Raw genomic sequence first — 23,140 nt, 5'->3', positions numbered from 1 at the left:
TATATTAAATGATTGTATAAAGATAATTTGATTTTACAGTAAATAAATATATCTATGATGGTTTGCATTACAAAAAGAATAGGGGACACAGATTATGTCGAAGAAAAAGAAGAGTAGGGTATTAGTAGCTGGTATATGCATATCTACATTATTATCACCAGTAGCTTTCGAAGCATCAAAAGGATATGCGGCACCTTTGGAAGAGAATAAAGGTGGGAATTTAGAAGAGAATAAATTTGAGCAGAGGGCGTTTCAGTTGCCGAGTAAAGGTAGCGTAGATGAAGAAAATGAACGTTTAAGAGTTACTTGGAAACTTTCTGCTAATGAGCCGACTGGAATTTATGCAGCGCCAAATGAAGAGATTACAATTGACATAAAAGGAACGCAGTCTATTCAAGCTTTCATAGGAACGGGATCTTATGATGAAAAGGATCCAGAAGAGTTTGATTTAAAACCAGGGAAAAACGTTATTTCATCTCCAAGAGGCGGTATTTTATATTTTTACAATATGAATAGCGAAGGTAATGTAACAGCTACAGTTACGAATGGTGGTAGCCACTTCCCTTTGTTTATTTTAGGTAAACATACGAAAAAAGATTGGGATGAAATGTTAAAAAAATATAAGGATCCTTATGCAGTTGAATTAAAAGGTGAGAGAAGCTTAGTTACTACTACTTATGATTCTGTGCAGAAATATACGAAGAATACGGATCCAACAGAGCTAATGAAATTACACGATAAGATTATTCGTTTGGAAAACGCAGTGGCAGGATTATCTGAGGACGGTGTTGGGGTTGCGAAATCTCCAACTCATTATGTTCAGTTTGTTGAAAAACGGAAGCCTGCTGAAGGGAACTTTATGTTTGCGACAAATTATCATACAGGATATATCCCGACGGCAATGAATAGAGTTTTAGATTTAGAAGTACTTGAAAAGGATGGCTGGGGACCATGGCATGAAGTTGGACATTTACATCAGCAAGAACCTTGGAAGTGGTCTAAAGTAAGAGAAGTCACAGTAAATATTTACTCATTAGCTGTTCAAAAGGCATTAGGGAATCAATTAGAAATGGATGAGCACTATAAAGAATCATTTGAGTATTTAGAGAGACCTAAAGCAGAAAGGGTCATTGATGAAATCAATCCTCTTACAATGTTTTGGCAATTAAATGTAGTGTATGGAGAACATTTTTATCCTAGGTTACATCAAGCTTATCGTTTGTTGCCTCAGAGTGAAATGCCTAATTCTGATGAAGAGAAAAAGCAACTATTTATTTATATGACATCAAAAGTGGCTGGGCAAAATTTAATTCCTTTCTTTGAGGAATGGGGATTAACGCCAAATGATGATACTAGAGAGAAGATAGAAAAATTAAATTTACCTAAATTAGAAAAAGAAATATGGAAAGCTACTGATAGTAATGATATTCGCGAGAGGCAAGTTGAACCGTATAAGGTTCCGTATGGTGAACCTGCTAATGAGGTACAAAACCTTTTAGTTGGTACGGATTCTGATGAAAACGAGGCGAGTAAACTCGTTCAAAATTTAGGTGAGAATGTAAAAGTAACAGGTAAGATCATATGGCCTAAATTAGAGAATGGAAAACAGGAAGTGTTAGTAGAAATTGAAGATGAGAAAGGAAATAAAAATTCAATTCCTGTCCAAGTTAATGGAGTTTATGGTGACAGTATAATTTTTCAAGGACTTTCAAATGAAGTAATGTCGACAGTGATGCTTCGTCACAATGAAAAAAAATTAAATGTAAACTTTACTAATAATAAAATACATTACCGTTTTGAAAAAGAAGAATATATGGGCTTAACGGTATATGATCGAAATGGGATTGAAAAGAAAAGTGTATCGGCAGAAGGGCAAGAAAATGGAAAACGATTTGCGCTTGAACTAAATGGATTGGATTTTGAATATGGTGATGTAGTAAAAGTATTCCATGCAGAACCAGACCGTTTGAAGTGGTATCAAAATAACGCACTTGTAGATCAAGGAAATGCTAAAAAAAAAAAAGAAAAATTATTCCAAATCACTCCGCAAGGGTTCGAATTTAAAGATGGTTTACAAGAAGTAACAGCAGTACCGCAAAAAGTAGTAATTGGAACAGATGCTGAAAAGTTAGAAGCGAAAAACTTCGTACAAGTAAAAGATGGAGATAGCTTACTTGTATATGGATTAAGCTATGGTACTGACGATATGAAGTCAATTATAACGTTACATCATGATACGAAAAAACTGAGTGCAACAGATACAAAGAATCTGATTCATGATTACTTTAAAGATGAGAAGTATTTTGAATTCACACTGTACGATAAAGAGGGAAAAGAGAAGGAAAATATAGCGGTAAAAGGTTTGGAGAATACGAAAGCTTTTGCCAAGGAAGTAAATGGACTTGCATTTGAGTATGGAGATGTTGTGAAAGTATACCATGCAGAATCTTCTCGTTTACATTGGTACCAAAAAGATTTATATGTGGGAGAAGGAAATAGTAAAGAGATAAAGGAATTAGTCTTCAAAATTACTGAAAATGGATTTGAAAGGTTAGACGGTGAGCAAACAGTAAAAGAAAATCCACAAAAAGTAGTAGTCGGAACGGATGTAGAAAAGTTAGAAGCGAAAAACTTTGTTGAAGTAAAAGATGGAGAAGTAGTTGGATTTGTAGAGAAACCAAATACATCAAAAATCGGTGAGCAAAAAGTAAAGGTAGAGACGAAAGATCGTTTTGGAAATAAGAAAGTGACAGAAGTGCCGTTAGAAGTAATTTACGGAGATAGCATTATGTTCTTTGGTACAAGTTATGGCGGAACAAACATTAAATCGGTTGTAACTTTGAACCATGAAGAGAAGAAATTCGGTACAACAGATTCAGAAGGTAAAATGCATACTTCATTTGCGGATGAGAAATATATGGGAATGACTGTATATGATAAAGATGGGAAAGAGAAGAAAGCAGTATCTGTAAAAGCGTCTGAAAATACGAAAGCATTCGCAGAGAAATTTAAGGGAATGTCGTTCGAATATGGCGATATAGTAAAAGTGTATCAAAGAGAGTTTGATAGATTTAAAGTGTATAAAAAGAATGAATTCGTGGATGCACAGTATGGCGTTCATGAAGTGTTCTTTAAAGTTACGGAGCAAGGTTTCGAAAGAATGGAAGCTCAGCAAGAAATAAAGGCAGTACCACAAAAAATAGTAATCGGAACAGATGATGCAAAATTAAATGCAAAAGATTTTGTTCAAGTGAAAGATGGAGAAGTGATTGGTTTTGTAGAGAAACCAAATACAACGAAAATCGGAGAACAAAAAGTAAAGGTAGAAACGAAAGATCGTTTCGGGAATAAGAAAGTAACGGAAGTATCACTAGAAGTAACGTATGGGGATAGCTTGGTATTTAAAGGGCTAAATTATAGTACTGATATTAAATCGATTGTAACATTGCAACATGATCAGAAAAAATTCAGTACGACAGCTGATTCGAATCCGGTGCACCATTATTTTAAAGAAGAAACGTACTTTGAATTTACATTATTAGATCAAAAAGGAATGGAGAAGAAGAAAGCGACTGTAAAAGGTGTTGAAAACACGAAAGAGTTTGCAAAAGCGATTAACGGCTTAGAATTTGAATACGGTGACGTTGTAAAAGTGTATCATGCAGAATCGGATCGATTTAATTGGTATCAAAATAATAACTTTACTGGTCAAGGTAAGGCGAAAGTAGAAAAAGAATTATTCTTTAAAGTAACAGAAAAAGGTTTTGAAAGAATAGAAGCTCTACAAGAAGTAAAGGCAGTACAGCAAAAAGTAGTAATCGGAACAGATGCTGAAAAGTTAGAAGTGAAAAACTTTGTTGAAGTAAAAGACGGAGAAGTAATTGGATTTGTAGAGAAACCAGACACAATGAAACTCGGTGAGCAAAAAGTAAAAGTAGAGACGAAAGATCGTTTTGGGAATAAGACAATAACAGAAGTACCGATTGAAGTGACGTATGGAGATAGCCTGGTGTATCAAGGTGTGTCCAATGTTACACGTTCTATTGTTACGTTAAATCATGACGAAAAGAAATTACATGCAACATTTACGAATGATGTGATTCATTATCGTTTTGTGAACGAACAGTATTTAGGTTTTACGATTTATGATCAAAATGGAAATGAGAAAAAGCATATATCAGCAGACGGTCAAGAAACCTCAAAGAATTTTGCAGAACAAGTAAATGGTACTCCATTTGAGTATGGGGATGTTGTAAAAGTGTATCATGCAGAACCAAGTCGTCTGAAATGGTATAAAAAGAATGAGTTAGCAGAACAAGTAGCTTCAGCAGAAGTTGTATTTAAAATCACTCAAAGTGGATTAGAACTAGTAAAGGGGACATTGTAATAAAAAATGCGCGTAGATATTGGATCTACGCGCATTTTTTTCTATTACTCAGCTTCAGAAACAACTGTGAAGCGTTCGTTTACATGTTTTGGATTTTCGATTTCATCAAGTGCTGCTACCGCAAAGTCTTCGTAACTTACGTAGCTATCACCTTTCGCATTAACAAGAAGGTTGTCTTTGCCAGCTGTATAAGAGCCAGTGCGTTTTCCTAATGCGAATAGTGCAGAAGGGCTAATGAATGTCCAAGTAATATCATTTGTTTGATTTAGGATTTCTAAGTTTTTACCTTGGTTTTGAGCTGTTGCAAGATATTCATTTGGGAATCCTGGTGTATCAAATACACGTGTTGTTTTCTCTTCGTCTACAAATAAGCTACCAGCGCCGCCAACAACAAGTAATTTTGTATTAGGTGCACCTTTCATAGCTTCGATAAGTACGTTTCCTGCATCTACGTGAAGGTGTTCTTGTCCGGCTGGAGCACCGAATGCATTTACAACTACATCGAATGCTTGTAGGTCGTTAGATGTAAGAGTGAATACATCTTTCTCTAAAATCTTTACATTTTCTTCTGTAATTTTTGCAGCGTTTCTTACGATTGCAGTTACTTCATGTCCGCGATCTAATGCTTCTTTTAAAATACGACTTCCTGCTTTACCAGTTGCTCCGATGATTCCGAGTTTCATAATAAATCCCTCCAAAGTGTTTTGTTAAAGTGTATATCTGAAAGTAAATGAATTTGTTGTAATAAGGTTTGTTACAACTTGATGTAATCATTATAGTTACAGGTTGGTGTTTTTGTCAATGGAATTATGTATTGTTTTATTATGTACATTTTATAAATATAAAGTCATAAAACATAACAAATAACACCGTTATGTTACAAAACCTAACGTATGGAAGTAATAACCTGTCGAAAAATGTTGATTTTTGAATATTTTTTAAATATAATTCAATTTATGAAGAAAAAGGGAGGGGACTGACAGTATGAATATTTTAGAACAATTCGTTTCATCAACGAATACGATTCTTTGGTCATATATTCTTATCGCAATGTTAATCGGTTTAGGGCTTTATTTTTCTATTAAATTGAAATTCGTACAAATTACTCATTTAGGGGAAATGGTTCGATTAATGGGTGATGGTTTAACTGGAAAGACACGTAAAAAGGGCAGTGTATCGTCATTCCAAGCATTTTGTATGAGTTCAGCAGCTCGTATTGGAATCGGAAACTTAGCTGGTGTAGCGCTAGCTATTTCTATGGGAGGACCAGGAGCTGTATTTTGGATGTGGGTTATTGCGATTATTGGGGCGTCTTCAAGTTTCGTAGAAAGTACGCTTGCGCAAATTTATAAAATAAAAGATGGTAGTGGCTTCCGTGGAGGTCCTGCTTATTATATGGAAAAAGGTTTAAATAAACGTTGGATGGGAATTTGGTTCTCTATCCTTATTACAATTAGTTACGGTTTAATTTTTAACTCAGTACAAGCAAATACAGTGACATTAGCATTTGAAAATGCATTTGGTATTGAGCGTTATGTTGTTGGAATCGTATTAGCAGTATTAGTTGCGGTTATTATTTTTGGTGGTGTGAAAAGTATCGCGCGTATGTCTGAGCTGATCGTTCCGCCAATGGCACTTATTTATATTGCAGTAGCTATTTTCGTTGTTATTAAAAACTATTATTTAATACCGGATATGTTTACAGAAATCTTTAAAGGTGCATTCGGTTTAGATTCAGCTGTAGGTGGCGGTATCGGTGCTGCAATGAAGTTTGGTATTCAGCGCGGATTGTTTGCGAACGAAGCAGGTATGGGTAGTGCGCCAAATGCGGCTGCAACAGCGGATGTAACACATCCAGCTAAACAAGGATTTATTCAAACAATTGGAGTATTAGTGGATACATTCTTAGTATGTACATCAACAGCGTTTATCGTACTATGTTCTGGTGCATATAAGGCAACAAATTTAGAAGGTATTGAATTAACGCAAGTGGCGTTAAGTTCACAAATCGGTTCGTGGGCAAGCGGCTTCTTAGCGATTATCATTTTCTTATTTGCTTTCAGTTCATTACTAGGAAACTATTATTATGGTGAAACGAATATTGAATTTATTAAACAAAGTAAAACTTGGTTAACGATTTACCGTATTGCGGTAGTGGGAATGGTATTATTCGGTTCTGTTGCGACGCTTCAAGTTGTATGGAATATGGCAGATTTATTTATGGGTCTAATGGTAATCACAAACTTAATTGCGATTACACTTCTTGGAAGATTTGCGTATGCAGCATTAGCGGACTATGTGAAACAAAAGAAACAAGGAAAAGATCCAGTCTTCAGTGCAGATTCTATCCCTGGTTTAACGAATACAGAGTGCTGGGATAAGCCAGCAGTAGCAGATAAAGAAAAAGCTGTATAATAAAAAGGAACGAGCATCAGAGAAATTTGATGCTCGTTTTTTTATGGTGATAAACTAAAGGAAGAGGGAAAATACGAACATTAATGAGTGTTTTATAATAAAATGTATTTTTTTTAAGAAAAGTGCGGATGTGAGTTATAATTTGTGTTAGAATGGAAAATGGCTTTGAGACAAGAGATTTTATGGTTTTTCATATCCGATTGAAGGTTTTGGAGGAGAAATGGAAAGTTCGGATTATTCCTTGTTTTGAGTAGTCAGACGTTCAACGTTAATGAAGAGTTAAATGGAGGATTTTATTAATGAAGTTTGTTATGTTTCTTGTAGGACTACTAGTTGTATTCGTACTCGGCTTTCTTATAAGTTCAGATCGTAAGAAAATCAAGTATAAACCAATCGCAATTATGCTTGTTATTCAGCTAGCGTTAACGTATTTCTTATTAAATACGCCAATTGGTTATATTTTAGTAAAAGGAATTTCAGATGGATTTGGAGCACTTCTTGGATATGCGGAATCTGGAATCGTTTTCGTATTTGGTGGTCTTGTTAATAAAGGAGAGGTTTCATTCTTCTTAACAGCTTTATTACCAATCGTATTCTTTGCAGTGTTAATCGGAATTCTGCAACACTTTAAAATTTTACCGATATTTATTCGTGCTATTGGTACTCTGCTAAGTAAAGTAAATGGTTTAGGAAAATTAGAATCATATAATGCAGTAGCGGCCGCAATTGTTGGGCAGGCAGAAGTATTTATTACAGTAAAAGATCAATTAAGTAAAATCCCAAAACATCGTTTATATACATTATGTGCATCTTCCATGTCGACAGTATCGATGTCGATCGTTGGTTCTTATATGAAAATGATTGAGCCAAAATATGTAGTAACAGCACTTGTATTAAATTTATTTAGTGGTTTCATTATTATTCATATTATTAATCCGTACGATATTACGGAAGAAGAAGATACACTGAAGTTAGAAAATAAGAAAAAACAGTCATTCTTTGAAATGTTAAGCGAATATATTATGCTTGGTTTCACGATTGCGATTACGGTAGCAGCAATGTTACTTGGTTTCGTAGCATTAATTACAGCAATCAATAGCTTGTTTGATTCAGTGTTCGGTATTACATTCCAAGCTATTTTAGGATATATTTTCTCTCCATTAGCATTCGTAATGGGTATCCCGCAAGCAGAAATGGTAACAGCGGGACAAATTATGGCAACAAAATTAGTATCAAACGAGTTTGTTGCGATGCTTGATCTAGGAAAAGTAGCTGGTGATTTATCAGCTCGTACAGTCGGTATTCTTTCTGTATTCCTTGTATCATTCGCGAACTTCTCATCTATCGGAATTATCGCAGGCGCAACGAAAGGGATCGATGAAAACCAATCAAACGTTGTTTCATCATTCGGATTACGACTTGTATACGGTGCGACATTAGTAAGTCTTTTATCAGCGATTATCGTTGGTGTTATGTTATAAAGTGAAACTTTAATCAGTGGGGGGCTTTATCCCCCGCTGATTATTAGCCTTCACCAATCGGGCTTTTACGGGCAGTTAATCACCCACCTAACTTCTTTGTTTTCGCTGAATTTTGAGGTGGGGGTCTTACTGCCCGTTAAAGCGGGGTAAAAAGGGTGGCCCTAGCTCATAGCTAGGGCCACCCTTTTTATGGTGAATTTACATAAAAAAACCAATCGGTTAGGAATATATTAACATATAAAAATCTTTTAAAATTTATATTGCATTTCAATTAGATAACGCTTACAATTTGATTTGTAGGTGGTATCCATTTCAGACGTTAAATACGGTAGAGAAGAAGAGACTACCTGTTATAAATTGCAATTTATGTAAACGCTTACCTATTTTAGAAGACAGTTCAAAAAATTTTAGGGGTTCATATTTTTTAACATTAATGGTCAGACGTCATTCGTTATACGACTGATAACTCATGGAAGTGGAGGATTCACATATGAAGTTAGTAATGTTTCTAGTCGGTTTACTTGTAGTATTTGTACTAGGGTTCCTTATAAGTTCAGATCGTAAGAAAATTAAATATAAACCAATTGCAGTTATGCTTGTAATTCAATTGGTACTTGCGTATTTCTTACTAAATACAAAGGTCGGATTTGTATTAGTAAAAGGGATTGCAGATGGATTTGGCGCTATTTTAAAATTTGCGGAAGCAGGGGTTAATTTCGTATTTGGTGGTCTAGCAAATGATGGACAAGCACCATTCTTCTTAACAGTATTATTACCAATTATTTTCTTAGCAGTACTAATTGGAATCTTACAACATATTAAAGTTTTACCGATTATCATTCGTGCAGTCGGTTTCGTATTAAGTAAAATTAACGGTTTAGGAAAACTTGAATCATATAATGCAGTAGCAGCGGCAATTGTCGGCCAAGGTGAAGTATTTATTACAGTAAAAGATCAATTAAGCAAATTACCGAAAAATCGTTTATACACACTTTGTGCATCATCAATGTCAACAGTTTCGATGTCAATCGTTGGTTCTTATATGAAGATGATTGATCCAAAATATGTAGTAACAGCACTTGTACTAAACTTATTTAGTGGATTTATTATCATTCATATTATTAATCCGTATGATGTGAACGAAGAAGATGACATTTTAGAATTACAAGAAGATAAGAAACAAACATTCTTTGAAATGTTAGGCGAATATATTATGCTAGGTTTCTCTATCGCTGTAACAGTAGCGGCGATGTTAATCGGTTTCGTAGCATTAATTACAGCAATTAACGGTGTATTCGATTCAATTTTCGGAATCACATTCCAAAGCATTTTAGGATACATCTTCTCACCATTAGCATTCGTAATGGGTATTCCAACATCAGAGATGCTAACAGCAGGACAAATTATGGCGACGAAATTAGTAACAAACGAATTTGTTGCGATGCTTGATCTTGGAAAAGTAGCTGGCGATTTATCAGCTCGTACAGTAGGTATTTTATCAATCTTCCTTGTATCATTTGCGAACTTCTCATCTATCGGAATTATCGCAGGTGCAACGAAGAGTATCGATGGAAAACAAGCAAACGTTGTATCTTCATTCGGATTAAAACTTGTATACGGTGCAACGTTAGTAAGTATATTATCAGCGGTTATCGTTGGGGTTATGCTTTAATAAAAACAAACGAAGTCGTTTATCTCTCACTTCGGGGGATAAACGACTTTTTGTTTAACTTGCTTTATCCAAGTCCTTCTTAAACCGTGGTTTCTCTAAATAAGTTCCCAATCTCCACACATATTCCACAGGCCCCATTCGGTATTTCTGTGGCCAATAGGTACTAACGAATAATTGAATCGTATAAATTCCAATGGTTAAAAGAATACCGAAGAAATAGCCAATTTTACCGTATAAGCCAAATCCATATGCGTAAAAAATAGTTGTTGCGATAATAGATTGCGCTAAGTAATTACTAACCGACATTTTTCCCATGTTCGCCATGTATGTTAGTAAACGCGCTACCTTTTTGTAATGGAATAATAAAATAATCGTGCTTCCGTAAAAGAAGGTCATGATTACTGGTGTAAGACTATCTTGTAACATAATTAAAATCGGATGTTTCAAGAACATGGCTAAGATTTTAATTGTAAAAGAGAAAATCCCAGTGATAAGCCATATTTTTTTGACAGCAGGTATATGTTGATCGACCTCAAATAGCCAGCCCTTTTTCCCTACATACATTCCGAGTAAGAAAAGTGGAGACATAAAAATTATTGCGAAAATTGATATGAAAACTAATCCGAATACACCGTTAATCCCCATATAATCAAAAGGATTTTCAGTCAATCTAAAGTTGACATGATTCATATAGCTTCCAGTCTCATGGACCTTATGTTCCTTTTCAGTATAAGGTGCGAGGCCATCATAGGGGTTCGATGTTGATTCCGATTGATAAGATGCGAGCATAATGAGTGCTAGTAAAATAGATGCCCAAATGAGCAACGTTTTCGGTTTTCGATTGATGAACATCATTAAGAAAATCCCGATAACCCCGTAGGCAAATAAAATATCTCCCTCCCAAACAAAGGTGCCATGAATGTAGCCTAGTAGTAAAAGAATGATAATACGTCTTATGTATGTGGGGAAGAATTTTTTTCCTTTCACAATAATACTTTTTTGCAACAAAATAATGCTAAGACCAAATAAAAAAGAGAATAGGGACATGAAGTTGTGGGTGCCGAAAAATTGAATAAACCAATTAGCACCTTCATCAAGTTTTCCAAATATGTAAGTTGGTTTTTCACTGGAAAAGAACCCAAATTGAATTAAGGTCATATTGACAAGTAAAATACCAAACAAAGCGAAACCACGGATTGCATCAACAGCTTCTACACGCTGATTCATTTTTTCTCTCCTCGTATAATATTTTATCCCGCTATTCGCCGAGCAGTAAGACTCCCACCTCAAAATTCGGCGGGAGCAAAGAAGTTAGGTGGGAGTCGGGCTGCTCGTAAACGCCCGATTGGTGAAGGCTAATAATCAGTGGGGATGAACAAAACCCCCGCTGATTAAAGTTTCACTTCATATTGAAAATAATACCATTTATTTACTGGTACTATGTCAAATACAAGGAAATTTAAGGTGATTTTAAGCTAGAGAGAAAATAAAAAAATCACCTTAATACATTCATTAAGGTGATTGAAATATTATTCAGCTGGTGGCGTAAATGTACGTTTCTCTAATTCAGCATCTAGCATAAATAATGCGTTTGAATCGCTTGTAATACGTTTTAATTTTTGGATGATGCTATCAAATGAAGCTTCTTCTTCTACTTGCTCGTCAACGAACCATTTTAAGAAGGTAATTGTTGCGTGTTCACGCTCATCCCAAGCGATATCAGATAAGTGATAAATGCGCTTCGTTACTTCACGCTCGTGCTCAAGTGCTACTTCAAAAGCATTCAATACAGACTCATATTCGTTATTAGGATGATCAAATCCAGTAATAATAGCGCGCTCGCCGCGGTCATTAATGTAGTTGTAAAGTTTCATTGCGTGGAAACGCTCTTCTTCAGCTTGTACAAGGAAAAAGTTAGCGAATCCATCGTAGCTTTCCGCTGTACAGTAAGCAGCCATTGCCATATAAGCGTGGGCAGAGTAAAATTCAAAATTCATTTGTTCATTTAGTGCGTCGTGCAATTTTTTAGATAACATAAAATCCCCCTTATTATTTTGACAAGAACATTATATCACAATTGATAATGTTCTCATTTAGATGTTTCGAATCTTTTTGAAAGCTTTGTGACGTGTGTTTCCATAATGTCTTGTAAATCCAAATCATATTTTTGTGAAAGAACAATAAGATTAGATAGTACATCACCAAGTTCTTCTTTTAGTTCTTGTTTTAGCTCTTCTTGTGTTTTCGTTTGTTCATCAGGGCGATCACGACCGATTTCAATTGCGCGAACAACGCGTGAAACTTCCCCAACTTCCTCAGTTAAGAAATTTAAGCGAATAAAGGAGTTGTACTGTGACCAGCTTCGTTTTTCGTAAAATTCCTCCACCCATCTTTGAAATGCGACGATATCCATTTCTTCCTCATCCCTTCAATATGTTGTACAATACTCATTGTATCATAACAATATATAGTTTCGGGGTGTAGGAATGAGAAAGATTTGTGTGTTTGCAGGTTCAAATTTAGGGGGAAGACCAGAATTTAAAGAGCAGGCAATAGAGTTAGGGAAAATGTTTGTTGAGAACGATTATGAGCTTGTATACGGCGGTTCATGCGTTGGATTAATGGGAGAAGTAGCGAATGAAGTTCTTCGTTTAGGTGGACGTGTAACAGGTGTTATGCCGCGTGGTTTATTCCGTGGTGAAATCGTTCATACAGGATTAACAGAATTAATTGAAGTAGAAACGATGCACGAACGTAAAGCAAAAATGGCAGAGCTTGCGGATGCTTTCATTGCATTACCAGGCGGATACGGAACATTTGAAGAGCTATTTGAAGTTGTATGTTGGTCACAAATTGGTATACATGATAAGCCAGTTGGTTTATTAAACATTAAAGACTTCTACGGACCAATTCTGCAAATGGTTGATCGCGCAGCTGAAGAAGGCTTTATGAACCCGTCGAATAAAGAGTTGATTGTTTCAGCTGAGACGGCAGCTAAATTAATTCATGAAATACAAAATTACGAGCGTCCTGTTTTGGGAACTAAGTGGAAGCAGTTATCATAGTACATTTTTTATAGTGGATTTTGGAAACACATGTCTTTTTATCGCAAAAAGACATGTGTTTTTAATTTGGTTAAATATATTGATAGTGAGATGTGAAATCGTTCCAAGAGGGGAAGTAGATGGAGGTATGTTTTGCTGATTTAAAAAAGAACATCTGAATAAAAGGTGAGTAAGAAATTATTGAGTGATATAGAATTGTTCCGTTAAAGGGTCAGATTGTGGAAGATGGCGAATGTTTTTTATGAAGTTAATAGAGGTTTTTCTAATCGGAATCAGAATAAATTTTATAAATCTAATCCTTTGGGAATTTTTAAGCAGCTATGTATCATAATCTAATCAGTAAAATGAAAATTGGAGGAGAAATGAGCATGGGGCGTTCGGTATTAAAAATGTATAACTACCACTTATGGGCAAATGAAGTTATTTTAAATCGCTTAAAAGAACTACCGCAAGACATTTTCCATAAGGAAGTTAAGAGTGGTTTTTCTTCGGTGGCAAAAGTAATGTCTCACATATACCTCACAGATTTAGCCTGGCTTGAGATTATTTCTGGTAAAAGTATGAGTGATGCAATGGTACACACAGACCAATTGAAAGAACAGCTAGAAACAAAAAATATTGAGGAAATGGAAACTAGTTTTTATGAATTATCTAAACGATATAAAGAACTTTTAAGTAGTCAACAAGATTATGAAAAAGTGTTTGAGGTTGATAATCCGTATGCTGGGCTCCTGGATACGACGGTTTCTGAAACAATACTACACGTCGTCACCCACGGAGCATATCACCGTGGGAATATAGCCACAATGTTGCGGCAAATGGGGCATACCTCTGTTATGCAAGATTTTGGACTATTTCTATATTCAAAATGAATTCTTTTTATTTACTATAGAATATGGTTTGTATGATGTTTTTGGGGACTGCTTTTATTAGTGGTTTAAGCTTAATTATGTATTAGAGAAAAAAGGCATTCCATATTATTTCGGAATGCCTTTATCATTTGGATTACTTTGTTTTTTATACAGGTACCAGCCACCCCAACCGCCACCAATAGCTACAACAACGAGGAAAGCATAGTCTTTAACCTCGACACGTATATTGAAAATATTAGCTATGAGTAAGAGAATCCCAACTGTTATTAACGCAAAAAATGCTCTAATTAAGTAGTCTTTCAACTGAACCACTCCCGCCATTTAAGTAGTAAATGATGAATATGGAAAAGCTTTTTTGGATCTATTTTACTAAAGGGTGTTACCTATATTTTAACATAAAAGGGATTGTAATATATTGATAAAAGTAGAGGAGGGGAGTGCTATTATTGTCGTGATTTGTTGGTAAAGCGATATTCTTTGTCGAAACGTTGATATATCGTGAGTTGCGATCGATATAATTTTATGTATTATCAAGTGCGACCAATCAATAGAAAAAAGCGACTCTGAACGAGCCGCTTCTGCTTTAAGTGGTATCTAGCTCCAGCGGCTAGAATCTCCGGTCATTTCGCTCTCTCGCTCGAAGCAAAAAGCGCTTCAAGGTCGAGAGCTCCAATGTCCTGCGATTCTGAGCGAGCCGCTTCCGCTTTAAAATCTATTATTGATTCAAGAACGCGCGTAGCATCCAAGCGTGTTTTTCTAGTTCTGTGTAGATGCCTAGTAGTAGGTCAGATGTCATTTCGTCATCAGAGTTTTGAGCGATTTCCATGCCTTTTTTCAGTTCAGTTAGCATCATTTCGTAGTCTTTCATGATTGCTTCGACCATCCCTTCTGCAGTTTCTCCGTAAGCTGCTTCTTGAATAGAAGATAGTTCTAAGTATTCTTTCATTGTTGCTACTGGTTTGCCGCCAATTGCTAAAATGCGTTCTGCGATTTCATCGATGTGAGTAGCTGATTCTGTGTAAAGCTCTTCAAATTTTTCATGTAGTGTGAAGAATTGAGGTCCTTTTACGTACCAATGGAAGTTGTGTAGTTTTGTAAATAAAACGCTCCAGTTTGCTACTTGTTTGTTTAATGCTTCGATTACTTGTGTATTCATTATGATCAATCTCCTCTTGAGTTATTATTTTATATGAATTACTAATTTATAATTATTATAATCTAGTAATTTGTATGAATCAACCCTTTTGCTGGAATTAATTTGAACAAATTATGAACTGTTGTAAATAAAAAATCCCTATTACTGTGAAGTAATAGGGATTTTTATTGTTATATAGCTTGTTTCTTCTCTTCTAAATCTTGCCCATCCCAACACTCAGTATTCTTTAAGCCAGGGATAGAACTTGCGACGAAAACAGGATCTTTTCCTTGTTTCTTTTGTTTTATATAGTCTACTAATGCTGCGTAGGCGAACTTGCTAAGGAATGAGATGGCAATTAAGTTTGTGAATACCATTAGTCCCATAAAGAAATCAGCTAAACTCCAAACCGTTTGAAGGGCAGCGATAGATCCGAAGAACACCATTCCGACAACTGCAACACGATAAATCAGTAACCATGTTTTGCTTTCTTTAATGAATGCGATATTTGTTTCACCATAATAGTAGTTTCCTAGTAAAGAACTGAAAGCGAATAGGAAAATAATAATCGCTAAGAAAGTGCTTGCCCACGGTCCAATTTGTGAACTTAATGCTTGTTGTGTTAATTCAATACCTTCTAAATTCGATCCTTTGTAAAGTCCAGAACATAATACGATAAACGCTGTTGATGTACATACTAAGAATGTATCTACGAAAACACCTAATGCTTGAACAAGTCCTTGTTTTACAGGGTGAGATACATCTGATGTTGCTGCTGCGTTAGGGGAGCTACCCATACCTGCTTCTGTCGCGAATAAACCGCGCTGAATTCCGAATTTGATTGCTGCTCCAATACCACCAGCGATAGCTTGGTCTAAACCAAATGCGCTGTTAAATATTTCTGTAAAAATGCTTGGTAACATAGTGAAGTTGTTAATTACGACAAAAACAGCTACGCCGATATAAATGATTGCCATTGGAGGAACAATCATTTCTGTAATACGTGAAATGCTCTTGATACCACCAAAAATAATAACTGCAACTAATAAAGCTAATAGAGCTCCTACGATCGTTCGCTCTAGTCCAAAAGCATTTTCAAATGCTATTGTTACCGTGTTTGCTTGTACAGAATTGAAAATTAATCCGTACGCAACTGTAATAAGAAGTGAAAACCAAACACCCATCCAGCGTTTGTTTAACCCTTTTTCCATGTAATACGCTGGTCCACCACGGAATCTGCTTCCATCTTTTACTTTATAAATTTGCGCGAGCGTACATTCTACAAAACTAGTAGCTGCTCCAAGGATAGCGATAAACCACATCCAAAATATTGCGCCAGGTCCACCCATTGAAATGGCTAATGCTACACCAGCTAAGTTCCCGATACCAATACGTGCTGCTGCACTTAAGCAAAATGCTTGGAATGGAGAGATGCTATCTTTCTTTTTTTCTTTTCGATTAAATCCTTTACTAATTAAACTGACCATCTCACGGAAATGAGTAATTTGGACAAATTTTAATTTGAAAGAGAAATAAAGACCGAAGCCGATTAACATTGCAATAAGAATATATGACCATAAAATATTATTCGTTACCTCAAGGAATCTGCTAAAGATATCAACCATATAATACACTTCCTTTTTTTCATAATAAGAAAATTATATGCAAAAAATATACCAGAATCAATTTTTCTAAAAAATCATGTTACTTAAATGTGTTTTGTGTTATGATTATGTTACATCGTAATATTTTTAGAATTATTTACATTTTAAAAAACTAAATTTAAAGCGAAAAAGAGGGGATAATTTGAAAGAAGAATCTTTATTGAAAGTAAGTCTTAAGAGTTTGAAAATAAGAAATAATTTATTTTTTATCATTACATCTTTAAGTATCTTTTTAGGAGCCACTTATTATTACAATAAAAGATTTCCAAGTCATAGGTATCCTGAATGGTTAGAATTTCTAAAATTGATTGGATGAACAAAAGACAGAAAAACAGAAAATTAAAATAAAGAAGTTATGGAGGAGCTAAATATGAATATTAGAGAAAGTGAACTTCCGGGTATTGGTTATAAATTTCAAATCGTTACGAAAGGTAACGAAAAGATGGTGATCGTCATTCATGATGATGGGCGTAGAGAAATGTATCATTTTGATTCAGATCATGAAGAAAGCATCTCAAGTATTTCATTACGTGACTCAGAGGCGAGACAAATTGCAGCAATATTAGGTGGAATGGTATACAAACCTAGAGCATTAGAAAATGTTGAGATGGTCTTTGAAGGTTTAGCAATTGAGTGGTTTAAAGTGGAGAATGCAGCTCCGGCAATCGGAAAAACAATTGGCGACCTTGAAATAAGAAAAACATATAGCGTAACGATAATTGCAGTTATGAAAAAGAATATGAAAAAGCTATTTAATCCAGGTCCAGACACGGTGATTGAAGAAGGAGATATGCTTGTAGTTTCTGGTGAGAGAGAAGAAATTAAAAAGATTATTAATGAATTACTTTCGAATAGGGGGACTGACTAGATGGATACTTTAATTTTTGAAGTTGGTACAGCTTTAGTTTTAGTAGCAATTGCGGCGGTAATTGCTGGAAAGTTTAAATTCTCAGTAATTCCTTTTCTAATCGTTCTTGGCATGTTAGTAGGTCCGCATGCGCCGACAATAGGTGTTATCGACCTCAAATTTATTGAAAGTGCAAGTGTGATATCCTTCCTTGGAAGGATTGGTGTTCTGTTCCTTCTTTTCTATCTGGGATTAGAGTTTTCGATGAAAAAACTAATTAAATCTGGACGTTCTATCGCGATTGGCGGAACAATCTATATTTTGATTAACTTTTCACTAGGATTATTATACGGATTTATAATGGGATTCCCGTTACTCGAAATCTTAATTATTGCGGGTATTATTACGATTTCTTCTAGTGCTATCGTTGCAAAGGTATTAGTTGATTTAAGAAGAACTGGTAATAATGAAACCGAATTAATTTTAGGAATTATTATGTTTGAAGATATATTCCTTGCTGTATATTTATCAGTAGTTTCTGGCTTAGTTCTTGGGGATCACGCTTCCTTCTTAGGTGCCCTTACTTCAATTGGAATTGCTTTAGGATATATGCTTCTATTCTTTATTGTGGCTAGAAAAGCAACGCCGTTATTAAATAGATTGCTCAATATTAGTTCAGATGAAATTTTCATTATTGTAGTATTTGCTTCGTTGTTCTTTATTGCAGGTTTTTCAGAAACAATTCACGTTGCAGAAGCAATCGGGGCACTTCTTTTAGGGTTAGTTTTCTCTGAGACAGAGCATAGTGATCGAATTGAACATCTTGTTGTTCCATTTAGAGACTTCTTCGGAGCTATCTTCTTCTTCAGTTTCGGATTAAGTATCGATCCGTTTTCATTGGGCGGAGCAATATGGTTAACGTTAGGTGCTGTACTTCTGACGATAATCGGAAACTTTGTAGCAGGGATGATTGCGGGACGACAAGCTGGATTATCTCATAAAGCATCAACAAATATTGGATTAACAATCGTTTCAAGGGGAGAATTCTCAATCATTATGGCTAATATCGGCATCGCGGGTGGGTTAATGTCGGTATTGAAACCATTCTCAGCACTATATGTGCTTATACTATCCATTTTAGGTCCCCTTCTAACGAAAGAGTCAAAGAATGTATATAAACTTTTAAATAAAATCTTTAAGTGGGATACGAAGACTAGATAAATTTTGAAAAATAAAAGTACAAGATATTTACTGCTTGTACTTTTATTTTTTGCAATGAAAACAGTAAAGAGAGGTAAATGATGTTAGGAGAGTTGATTCATTCAGTTTTAGTTTTTCTAGAAGGACTTGGTTATTGGGGAATTATGCTGGGATTAATGATAGAGGTTATCCCAAGTGAAATCGTATTATCTTATGCAGGTTATTTAGTATCAACAGGAAGCATTACATTTTGGGGGGCTGTCGCGTTCGGTACAATTGGTGGTGTAATCGCACAACTATTCATTTATTGGATCGGTCGATACGGAGGAAGACCTGTTCTTGAGCGATATGGAAAATATATTTTGATTCAGAAGAAACATATTGATTATGCTGAAGCGTGGTTTAATCGTTACGGAACTGGTGTTATTTTTACAGCGCGTTTTATTCCTGTTGTGCGTCATGCTATTTCGATACCAGCGGGTATTGCGAAAATGTCACATGCTAAGTTTATTACGCTAACTACACTAGCTGTTATTCCATGGTCAATTGTATTTGTATATTTAGGTTTTAAATTAGGAACAGAGTGGGAAAGTATTAATAAAGTAGCTGGGCCATATGTGAAATACTTTGCACTTGCTGCTATTGTTTGTGCAATTGGTTATTTTATATTAAAAAAAATGATGAAAAAAAAGTGATTACGGAAAAAGAATCTATGCTGACATAGATTCTTTTTTATCGTCATTTTTTAAAGGATGAAAGTGTATGTTTAATATTTACCATATTGTGGCATATATATAGGAAAAGGGAGTTTAGGAAGGGGATTATTGAGAAATGGAACTCCAGTTTCAAAATGTATATCAACAAGTTGAGAATTGGTATGTGTTGGATTCGGAGCTTCCTTGGGATGTCAAAAAGTTAAGAAATGATTTGTTTTCTCTTATTGAAGTAAGTGCAACGCCAGTTATTTTTTGTGATACGTGTGATGCGAATCATGTACTTTTATCATTAGGAGAAGAAGAAGAGGAGTTTTTATTCCCAGTAGGTGGTTTTTATCATAAAGAAAAACAATTAATTTTCGTTTGTATGTGGGAAGAGTATGAGCAAGTGCTCAAAACGCTATTGCATGAATTCAGGCATGCGATGCAGCATAAGGACGATGTACTATATGTTGGAAATGAACTATACGAAGAAAGATGGATCGAGAAAGATGCGAGGCATTTCGCGGAGAGGAAGCTAGATGAATATAAAAATAGAAATTTAATCTGAAGCATAGTGGAGGAAAATCACTGTGCTTTTATTTGTTGCTAATTAAAAATAAGTAGTTGACCTTTAATAAGTTTAGTTCTAAACTAATAGTATCAAATGAGCGAGGTGATGGAATGAAAGCAGGGGAAAGACTTGGAGTACTATTATGGTTTCGTTTATCACGCTTTTATAATAGAAGTATTCGTGAGACGAATCAGCATTTGAAAAAGTGGAATGTATCTGCCGCTCAGTTTGATGTATTAGTTCAAATTGGAGGAAACGATCGTTTAACGCAGCAAGAACTTGGAAATAAGTTGTTTGTTACGAAAGGAAATGTTACTCAACTTTTAAATAAGATGGAGCAACTAGATTGGATTCAGCGTGAACAAGAAGGTACTACGAAATATATTTCATTAACAGAAAAGGGAAAGGTTCTATATGAAGAAATAGTCCCGCCGCAAGAAACATTTCAAGCAGAGCAATTTGATAAGTTAAATAGAGAAGAACAAAAACAATTATTAGAATTACTGAAGAAGTTGCAGTGATAAAATTAAAAATAAATATCTCGATTTCGAGATAATATGAGGTGAAGGATATGTTTAGAAAAGTTGATCATAAAAATATGGGAAGAGCAAATCACGGTTGGTTAAATACACATTTTCATTTTTCCTTTGCAAATTATTATAATCCAAACAACATGAATTTTGGAGCAGTACGTGTTATGAATGATGATTTAATAGCGCCACAAACTGGTTTTGATATGCATCCGCACCGTGATATGGAGATTATCTCTTACGTTATAGATGGTGAATTAACACATGAAGATAGTATGGGGAACCGCGGGACAATTGAGCGTGGGCATGTTCAATATATGAGTGCAGGTACTGGTGTATTTCACAGTGAGCATAACTTAGGAAGTGAAACATTACGTTTATTGCAAATTTGGATTTTACCAGACCGCGACGGTCATAAACCAAACTATGGTGAGTTTAAATTTGATTGGAGTAAACGTGAAAATGAGTGGTTCCATATGGTATCTCCTTCTGATGGAGATGCACCAATTCATATTCACCAAGATGCAAATTTATATTCTTTATCATTAGAAGCTGGTAAAGAAATTCATTTTCCTGTTAAAGAAGGACGTCAATTGTACCTTGTACAAATTGAAGGTAGCAGCGTTGTAAACGGTGAAACACTTGTAATGCGTGATGCAGCGGAGGCTGTAGAAGAAGATATTCACATTCAAGCGAAAGAAAACTCTCACTACTTAGCGATTGAAATGAAAATGGAATAAAGTGAAACTTTAACCCATGGCGGTTTTAAGTATGTGAATAGCGAGATGAAAAGTTATAGGGAAGAGGATATCGAAAACGATATCCTTTTTTGTGTGAGTTAAATTAACAGAAAAAACTTTCTCAATTTTTGAGAGCAGGTATTGGAAAGATTATTCAGAATATTTATAAAGGTGTTAAAAACTTTTAGGGAAATGGGGAGTGTTAGATTGAAAAAGCAAGTAATTTCATCAGCATTAGCATTAACTGTTATCGCAAGTGGGTTTGGGGCATTTGGAGCAACTACGACGAAAGCAGAAGAGCAAAAAATCCAGTATCACCAAGAGTTTAAAACACCAGCTTACATAGGTGAAGAATGGAAAGCGCCGGAAGGACTAGATAAAAAAGAGACGGTCTTTCAATATTTAGAGAGTAAAAAGGATATGTTTAAACTAGCGGGAAATATTGACAAACATTTCAATATCGTTGGTGAAGAAAAAGATGCTGATTCTGGTACAACACATGTGAAGTTAGTTGAGAAGCATAATAACATTCCTGTGTATGGTTCAGATCAAACAGTTACGCTTGATAAAGAGAATAATGTAAAAGCATTTTTCGGACAAGTTATTCCGAATTTAGATAATAAAAATATTCCTGCATCTGCAAGTATTAGTGCGGAACAAGCAGAAACGATTGCAAAAGCTAATATTGAGAAAGAAATTGGTAAAGTAAAGAATTATGATGGTGTGAAAAAAGATTTATATGTGTATGAAAAAGATGGTCAATACTATCTTGCATATCTTGTAAAAGCGTCGGTTTCGAAACCAGCTCCAGGATATTGGCATTACTTTGTTGATGCAACAAATGGAAATGTTATTGAGAAATATAATGCTGTAGATAACATTACTGGATTTGGTTACGGAGTATTAGGTGCTAGACAATCATTTGAAATTGCTCAAGATACGAAAACAGGAGCGTTCAACTTATTTGATGGTACACGAGGACAAGGTGTCCATACATTTGATGCAGAGAATATGAACGAAGACTGGTTTAATTTATTCTCACAAATTCTTGGATATACAGGAGAAGAAATTGGAAGTAAATCTAAGTTCTTCGAAGATAAAGCGGCAGTTGATGCGCATGTGAATGCAGGAAAAGTATATGATTATTATAAAAAGACATTTAACCGTAACTCTTTCGATGATAAAGGTGCAAAACTTATTTCTGCTGTTCACGTAGGTGAATCTTGGAATAACGCAGCGTGGAACGGTGTGCAAATGATGTATGGTGATGGAGATGGTAAGACATTTATTCCATTATCAGCAGGGCTAGATGTTATTGGCCACGAATTAACGCATGCTGTAACTGAACATACAGCAAACCTTGTATATAAAAATGAATCAGGAGCGTTAAATGAATCGTTATCTGATATTATGGGCGTCATGGTTGAGAAGAAGAGCTGGGATTTAGGTGCTGATATTTATACACCTGGTAAACCTGGAGATGCACTTCGTTCTCTAAAGGATCCAGCATCTATTCCAAACCCATTAAAACCAGGTGAAGGTTACCCAGATCACTATAATAAACGTTATACTGGAACAGCTGATAATGGCGGCGTTCATATTAACAGTAGTATTAATAATAAGGCGGCGTATTTAGTGTCTGAGGGCGGCACGCATTACAATGTGAAAGTAACTGGAGTGGGCCGTGAAGCGACAGAAAAAATTTACTATCGTGCTCTTACAAAATATTTAACTGCAAACTCTGATTTCAAAATGATGCGTCAAGCTGCACTTCAATCAGCAGAAGATTTATTCGGTAAAAACTCTAAAGAGGTACAAGCTGTAACGAAAGCTTATGACGCTGTAGGAGTAAAATAATAAGAG

Annotated in this window: 20 protein-coding genes; 13 read left to right on the top strand and 7 right to left on the bottom strand. The window is 35.3% G+C overall.

Features of this window, described 5'->3' with window-relative positions; translation table 11 throughout:
• Positions 1 to 94: 94 nt before the first annotated feature.
• On the top strand, positions 95 to 4,387 hold the full coding sequence (locus B5P40_RS09875) for a putative mucin/carbohydrate-binding domain-containing protein (RefSeq protein ID WP_113709207.1): 4,293 nt from the start codon (positions 95 to 97) through the stop codon (positions 4,385 to 4,387).
• A gap of 44 nt (positions 4,388 to 4,431) precedes the next feature.
• Here the strand turns inward: B5P40_RS09875 and B5P40_RS09870 are convergent, their stop codons facing one another.
• Positions 4,432 to 5,070 (bottom strand): NAD(P)-dependent oxidoreductase, encoded by a 639-nt coding sequence (locus tag B5P40_RS09870; protein WP_113709206.1) that lies wholly within the window; start codon positions 5,068 to 5,070, stop codon positions 4,432 to 4,434.
• A gap of 301 nt (positions 5,071 to 5,371) precedes the next feature.
• Here B5P40_RS09870 and B5P40_RS09865 point away from each other — a divergent pair, with 301 nt between their 5' ends.
• From B5P40_RS09865 to B5P40_RS09855, 3 genes are all read left to right on the top strand, one after another.
• A complete protein-coding gene (locus tag B5P40_RS09865; RefSeq protein WP_002112761.1) occupies positions 5,372 to 6,802 on the top strand; it encodes an alanine/glycine:cation symporter family protein in 1,431 nt (476 codons plus the stop codon).
• Positions 6,803 to 7,101: 299 nt separating this feature from the next.
• Complete coding sequence (locus B5P40_RS09860) at positions 7,102 to 8,283, top strand: NupC/NupG family nucleoside CNT transporter (RefSeq protein WP_016121020.1); 1,182 nt, start codon at positions 7,102 to 7,104, stop codon at positions 8,281 to 8,283.
• A gap of 490 nt (positions 8,284 to 8,773) precedes the next feature.
• Complete coding sequence (locus tag B5P40_RS09855; RefSeq protein ID WP_002129840.1) at positions 8,774 to 9,955, top strand: NupC/NupG family nucleoside CNT transporter; 1,182 nt, start codon at positions 8,774 to 8,776, stop codon at positions 9,953 to 9,955.
• A gap of 54 nt (positions 9,956 to 10,009) precedes the next feature.
• Here the strand turns inward: B5P40_RS09855 and B5P40_RS09850 are convergent, their stop codons facing one another.
• From B5P40_RS09850 to B5P40_RS09840, 3 genes are all read right to left on the bottom strand, one after another.
• Complete coding sequence (locus B5P40_RS09850; RefSeq protein ID WP_113709205.1) at positions 10,010 to 11,182, bottom strand: DUF418 domain-containing protein; 1,173 nt, start codon at positions 11,180 to 11,182, stop codon at positions 10,010 to 10,012.
• Positions 11,183 to 11,484: 302 nt separating this feature from the next.
• Complete coding sequence (locus tag B5P40_RS09845) at positions 11,485 to 11,991, bottom strand: ferritin (RefSeq protein WP_002015996.1); 507 nt, start codon at positions 11,989 to 11,991, stop codon at positions 11,485 to 11,487.
• Positions 11,992 to 12,044: 53 nt separating this feature from the next.
• Positions 12,045 to 12,368, bottom strand: a complete 324-nt coding sequence (locus tag B5P40_RS09840) for a MazG nucleotide pyrophosphohydrolase domain-containing protein (RefSeq protein WP_002089472.1) — start codon at positions 12,366 to 12,368, stop codon at positions 12,045 to 12,047.
• Between the two features lie 73 nt (positions 12,369 to 12,441).
• On the opposite strand from B5P40_RS09840, the gene B5P40_RS09835 reads away from it, so the two are divergent.
• Both B5P40_RS09835 and B5P40_RS09830 read left to right on the top strand, forming a co-directional pair.
• Positions 12,442 to 13,020, top strand: coding sequence for an LOG family protein (locus B5P40_RS09835; RefSeq protein WP_033707925.1), 579 nt, complete (start codon positions 12,442 to 12,444; stop codon positions 13,018 to 13,020).
• 368 nt (positions 13,021 to 13,388) lie between these two features.
• On the top strand, positions 13,389 to 13,892 hold the full coding sequence (locus B5P40_RS09830) for a DinB family protein (RefSeq protein ID WP_000533787.1): 504 nt from the start codon (positions 13,389 to 13,391) through the stop codon (positions 13,890 to 13,892).
• A 105-nt stretch (positions 13,893 to 13,997) separates the two neighbouring features.
• Here B5P40_RS09830 and B5P40_RS09825 read toward each other — a convergent pair whose 3' ends face one another.
• From B5P40_RS09825 to B5P40_RS09815, 3 genes are all read right to left on the bottom strand, one after another.
• Entirely contained in the window at positions 13,998 to 14,195 is a 198-nt protein-coding gene (locus tag B5P40_RS09825) for a hypothetical protein (protein WP_002191125.1), read from the bottom strand.
• A gap of 412 nt (positions 14,196 to 14,607) precedes the next feature.
• Positions 14,608 to 15,048, bottom strand: a complete 441-nt coding sequence (locus tag B5P40_RS09820) for a Dps family protein (protein ID WP_002112747.1) — start codon at positions 15,046 to 15,048, stop codon at positions 14,608 to 14,610.
• Between the two features lie 170 nt (positions 15,049 to 15,218).
• The gene (locus B5P40_RS09815) at positions 15,219 to 16,652 is read right to left on the bottom strand and encodes an alanine/glycine:cation symporter family protein (RefSeq protein ID WP_002191124.1); all 1,434 of its coding nucleotides are present in this window, start codon (positions 16,650 to 16,652) and stop codon (positions 15,219 to 15,221) included.
• A 409-nt stretch (positions 16,653 to 17,061) separates the two neighbouring features.
• On the opposite strand from B5P40_RS09815, the gene B5P40_RS09810 reads away from it, so the two are divergent.
• From B5P40_RS09810 to B5P40_RS09780, 7 genes are all read left to right on the top strand, one after another.
• Entirely contained in the window at positions 17,062 to 17,559 is a 498-nt protein-coding gene (locus B5P40_RS09810) for a cation:proton antiporter regulatory subunit (protein ID WP_001026068.1), read from the top strand.
• The gene (locus B5P40_RS09805) at positions 17,560 to 18,759 is read left to right on the top strand and encodes a cation:proton antiporter (RefSeq protein WP_002191123.1); all 1,200 of its coding nucleotides are present in this window, start codon (positions 17,560 to 17,562) and stop codon (positions 18,757 to 18,759) included. It begins immediately after the preceding gene.
• Between the two features lie 80 nt (positions 18,760 to 18,839).
• Positions 18,840 to 19,433, top strand: coding sequence for an undecaprenyl phosphate transporter UptA (gene uptA, locus B5P40_RS09800; protein ID WP_000900199.1), 594 nt, complete (start codon positions 18,840 to 18,842; stop codon positions 19,431 to 19,433).
• Between the two features lie 136 nt (positions 19,434 to 19,569).
• Entirely contained in the window at positions 19,570 to 20,004 is a 435-nt protein-coding gene (locus tag B5P40_RS09795) for a DUF3920 family protein (protein WP_002015986.1), read from the top strand.
• A 113-nt stretch (positions 20,005 to 20,117) separates the two neighbouring features.
• Positions 20,118 to 20,528 carry a MarR family winged helix-turn-helix transcriptional regulator gene (locus B5P40_RS09790; RefSeq protein ID WP_002129828.1) on the top strand — a complete coding sequence of 137 codons (411 nt, stop codon included), beginning with the start codon at positions 20,118 to 20,120 and terminating at the stop codon, positions 20,526 to 20,528.
• A gap of 50 nt (positions 20,529 to 20,578) precedes the next feature.
• On the top strand, positions 20,579 to 21,277 hold the full coding sequence (locus B5P40_RS09785) for a pirin family protein (RefSeq protein ID WP_002191122.1): 699 nt from the start codon (positions 20,579 to 20,581) through the stop codon (positions 21,275 to 21,277).
• 207 nt (positions 21,278 to 21,484) lie between these two features.
• Positions 21,485 to 23,134, top strand: a complete 1,650-nt coding sequence (locus tag B5P40_RS09780; protein WP_002191121.1) for a M4 family metallopeptidase — start codon at positions 21,485 to 21,487, stop codon at positions 23,132 to 23,134.
• The last annotated feature ends 6 nt before the right edge of the window (positions 23,135 to 23,140 follow it).

Origin of the sequence: Bacillus sp. SRB_8 (assembly GCF_003264205.1) — a bacterium.
In the GTDB taxonomy this organism is placed as follows: Bacteria; Bacillota; Bacilli; order Bacillales; family Bacillaceae_G; genus Bacillus_A; species Bacillus_A mycoides.
The sequence above is the reverse complement of the archived record's forward strand: the minus strand, read 5'-3'. Positions and strand labels throughout refer to the sequence as shown.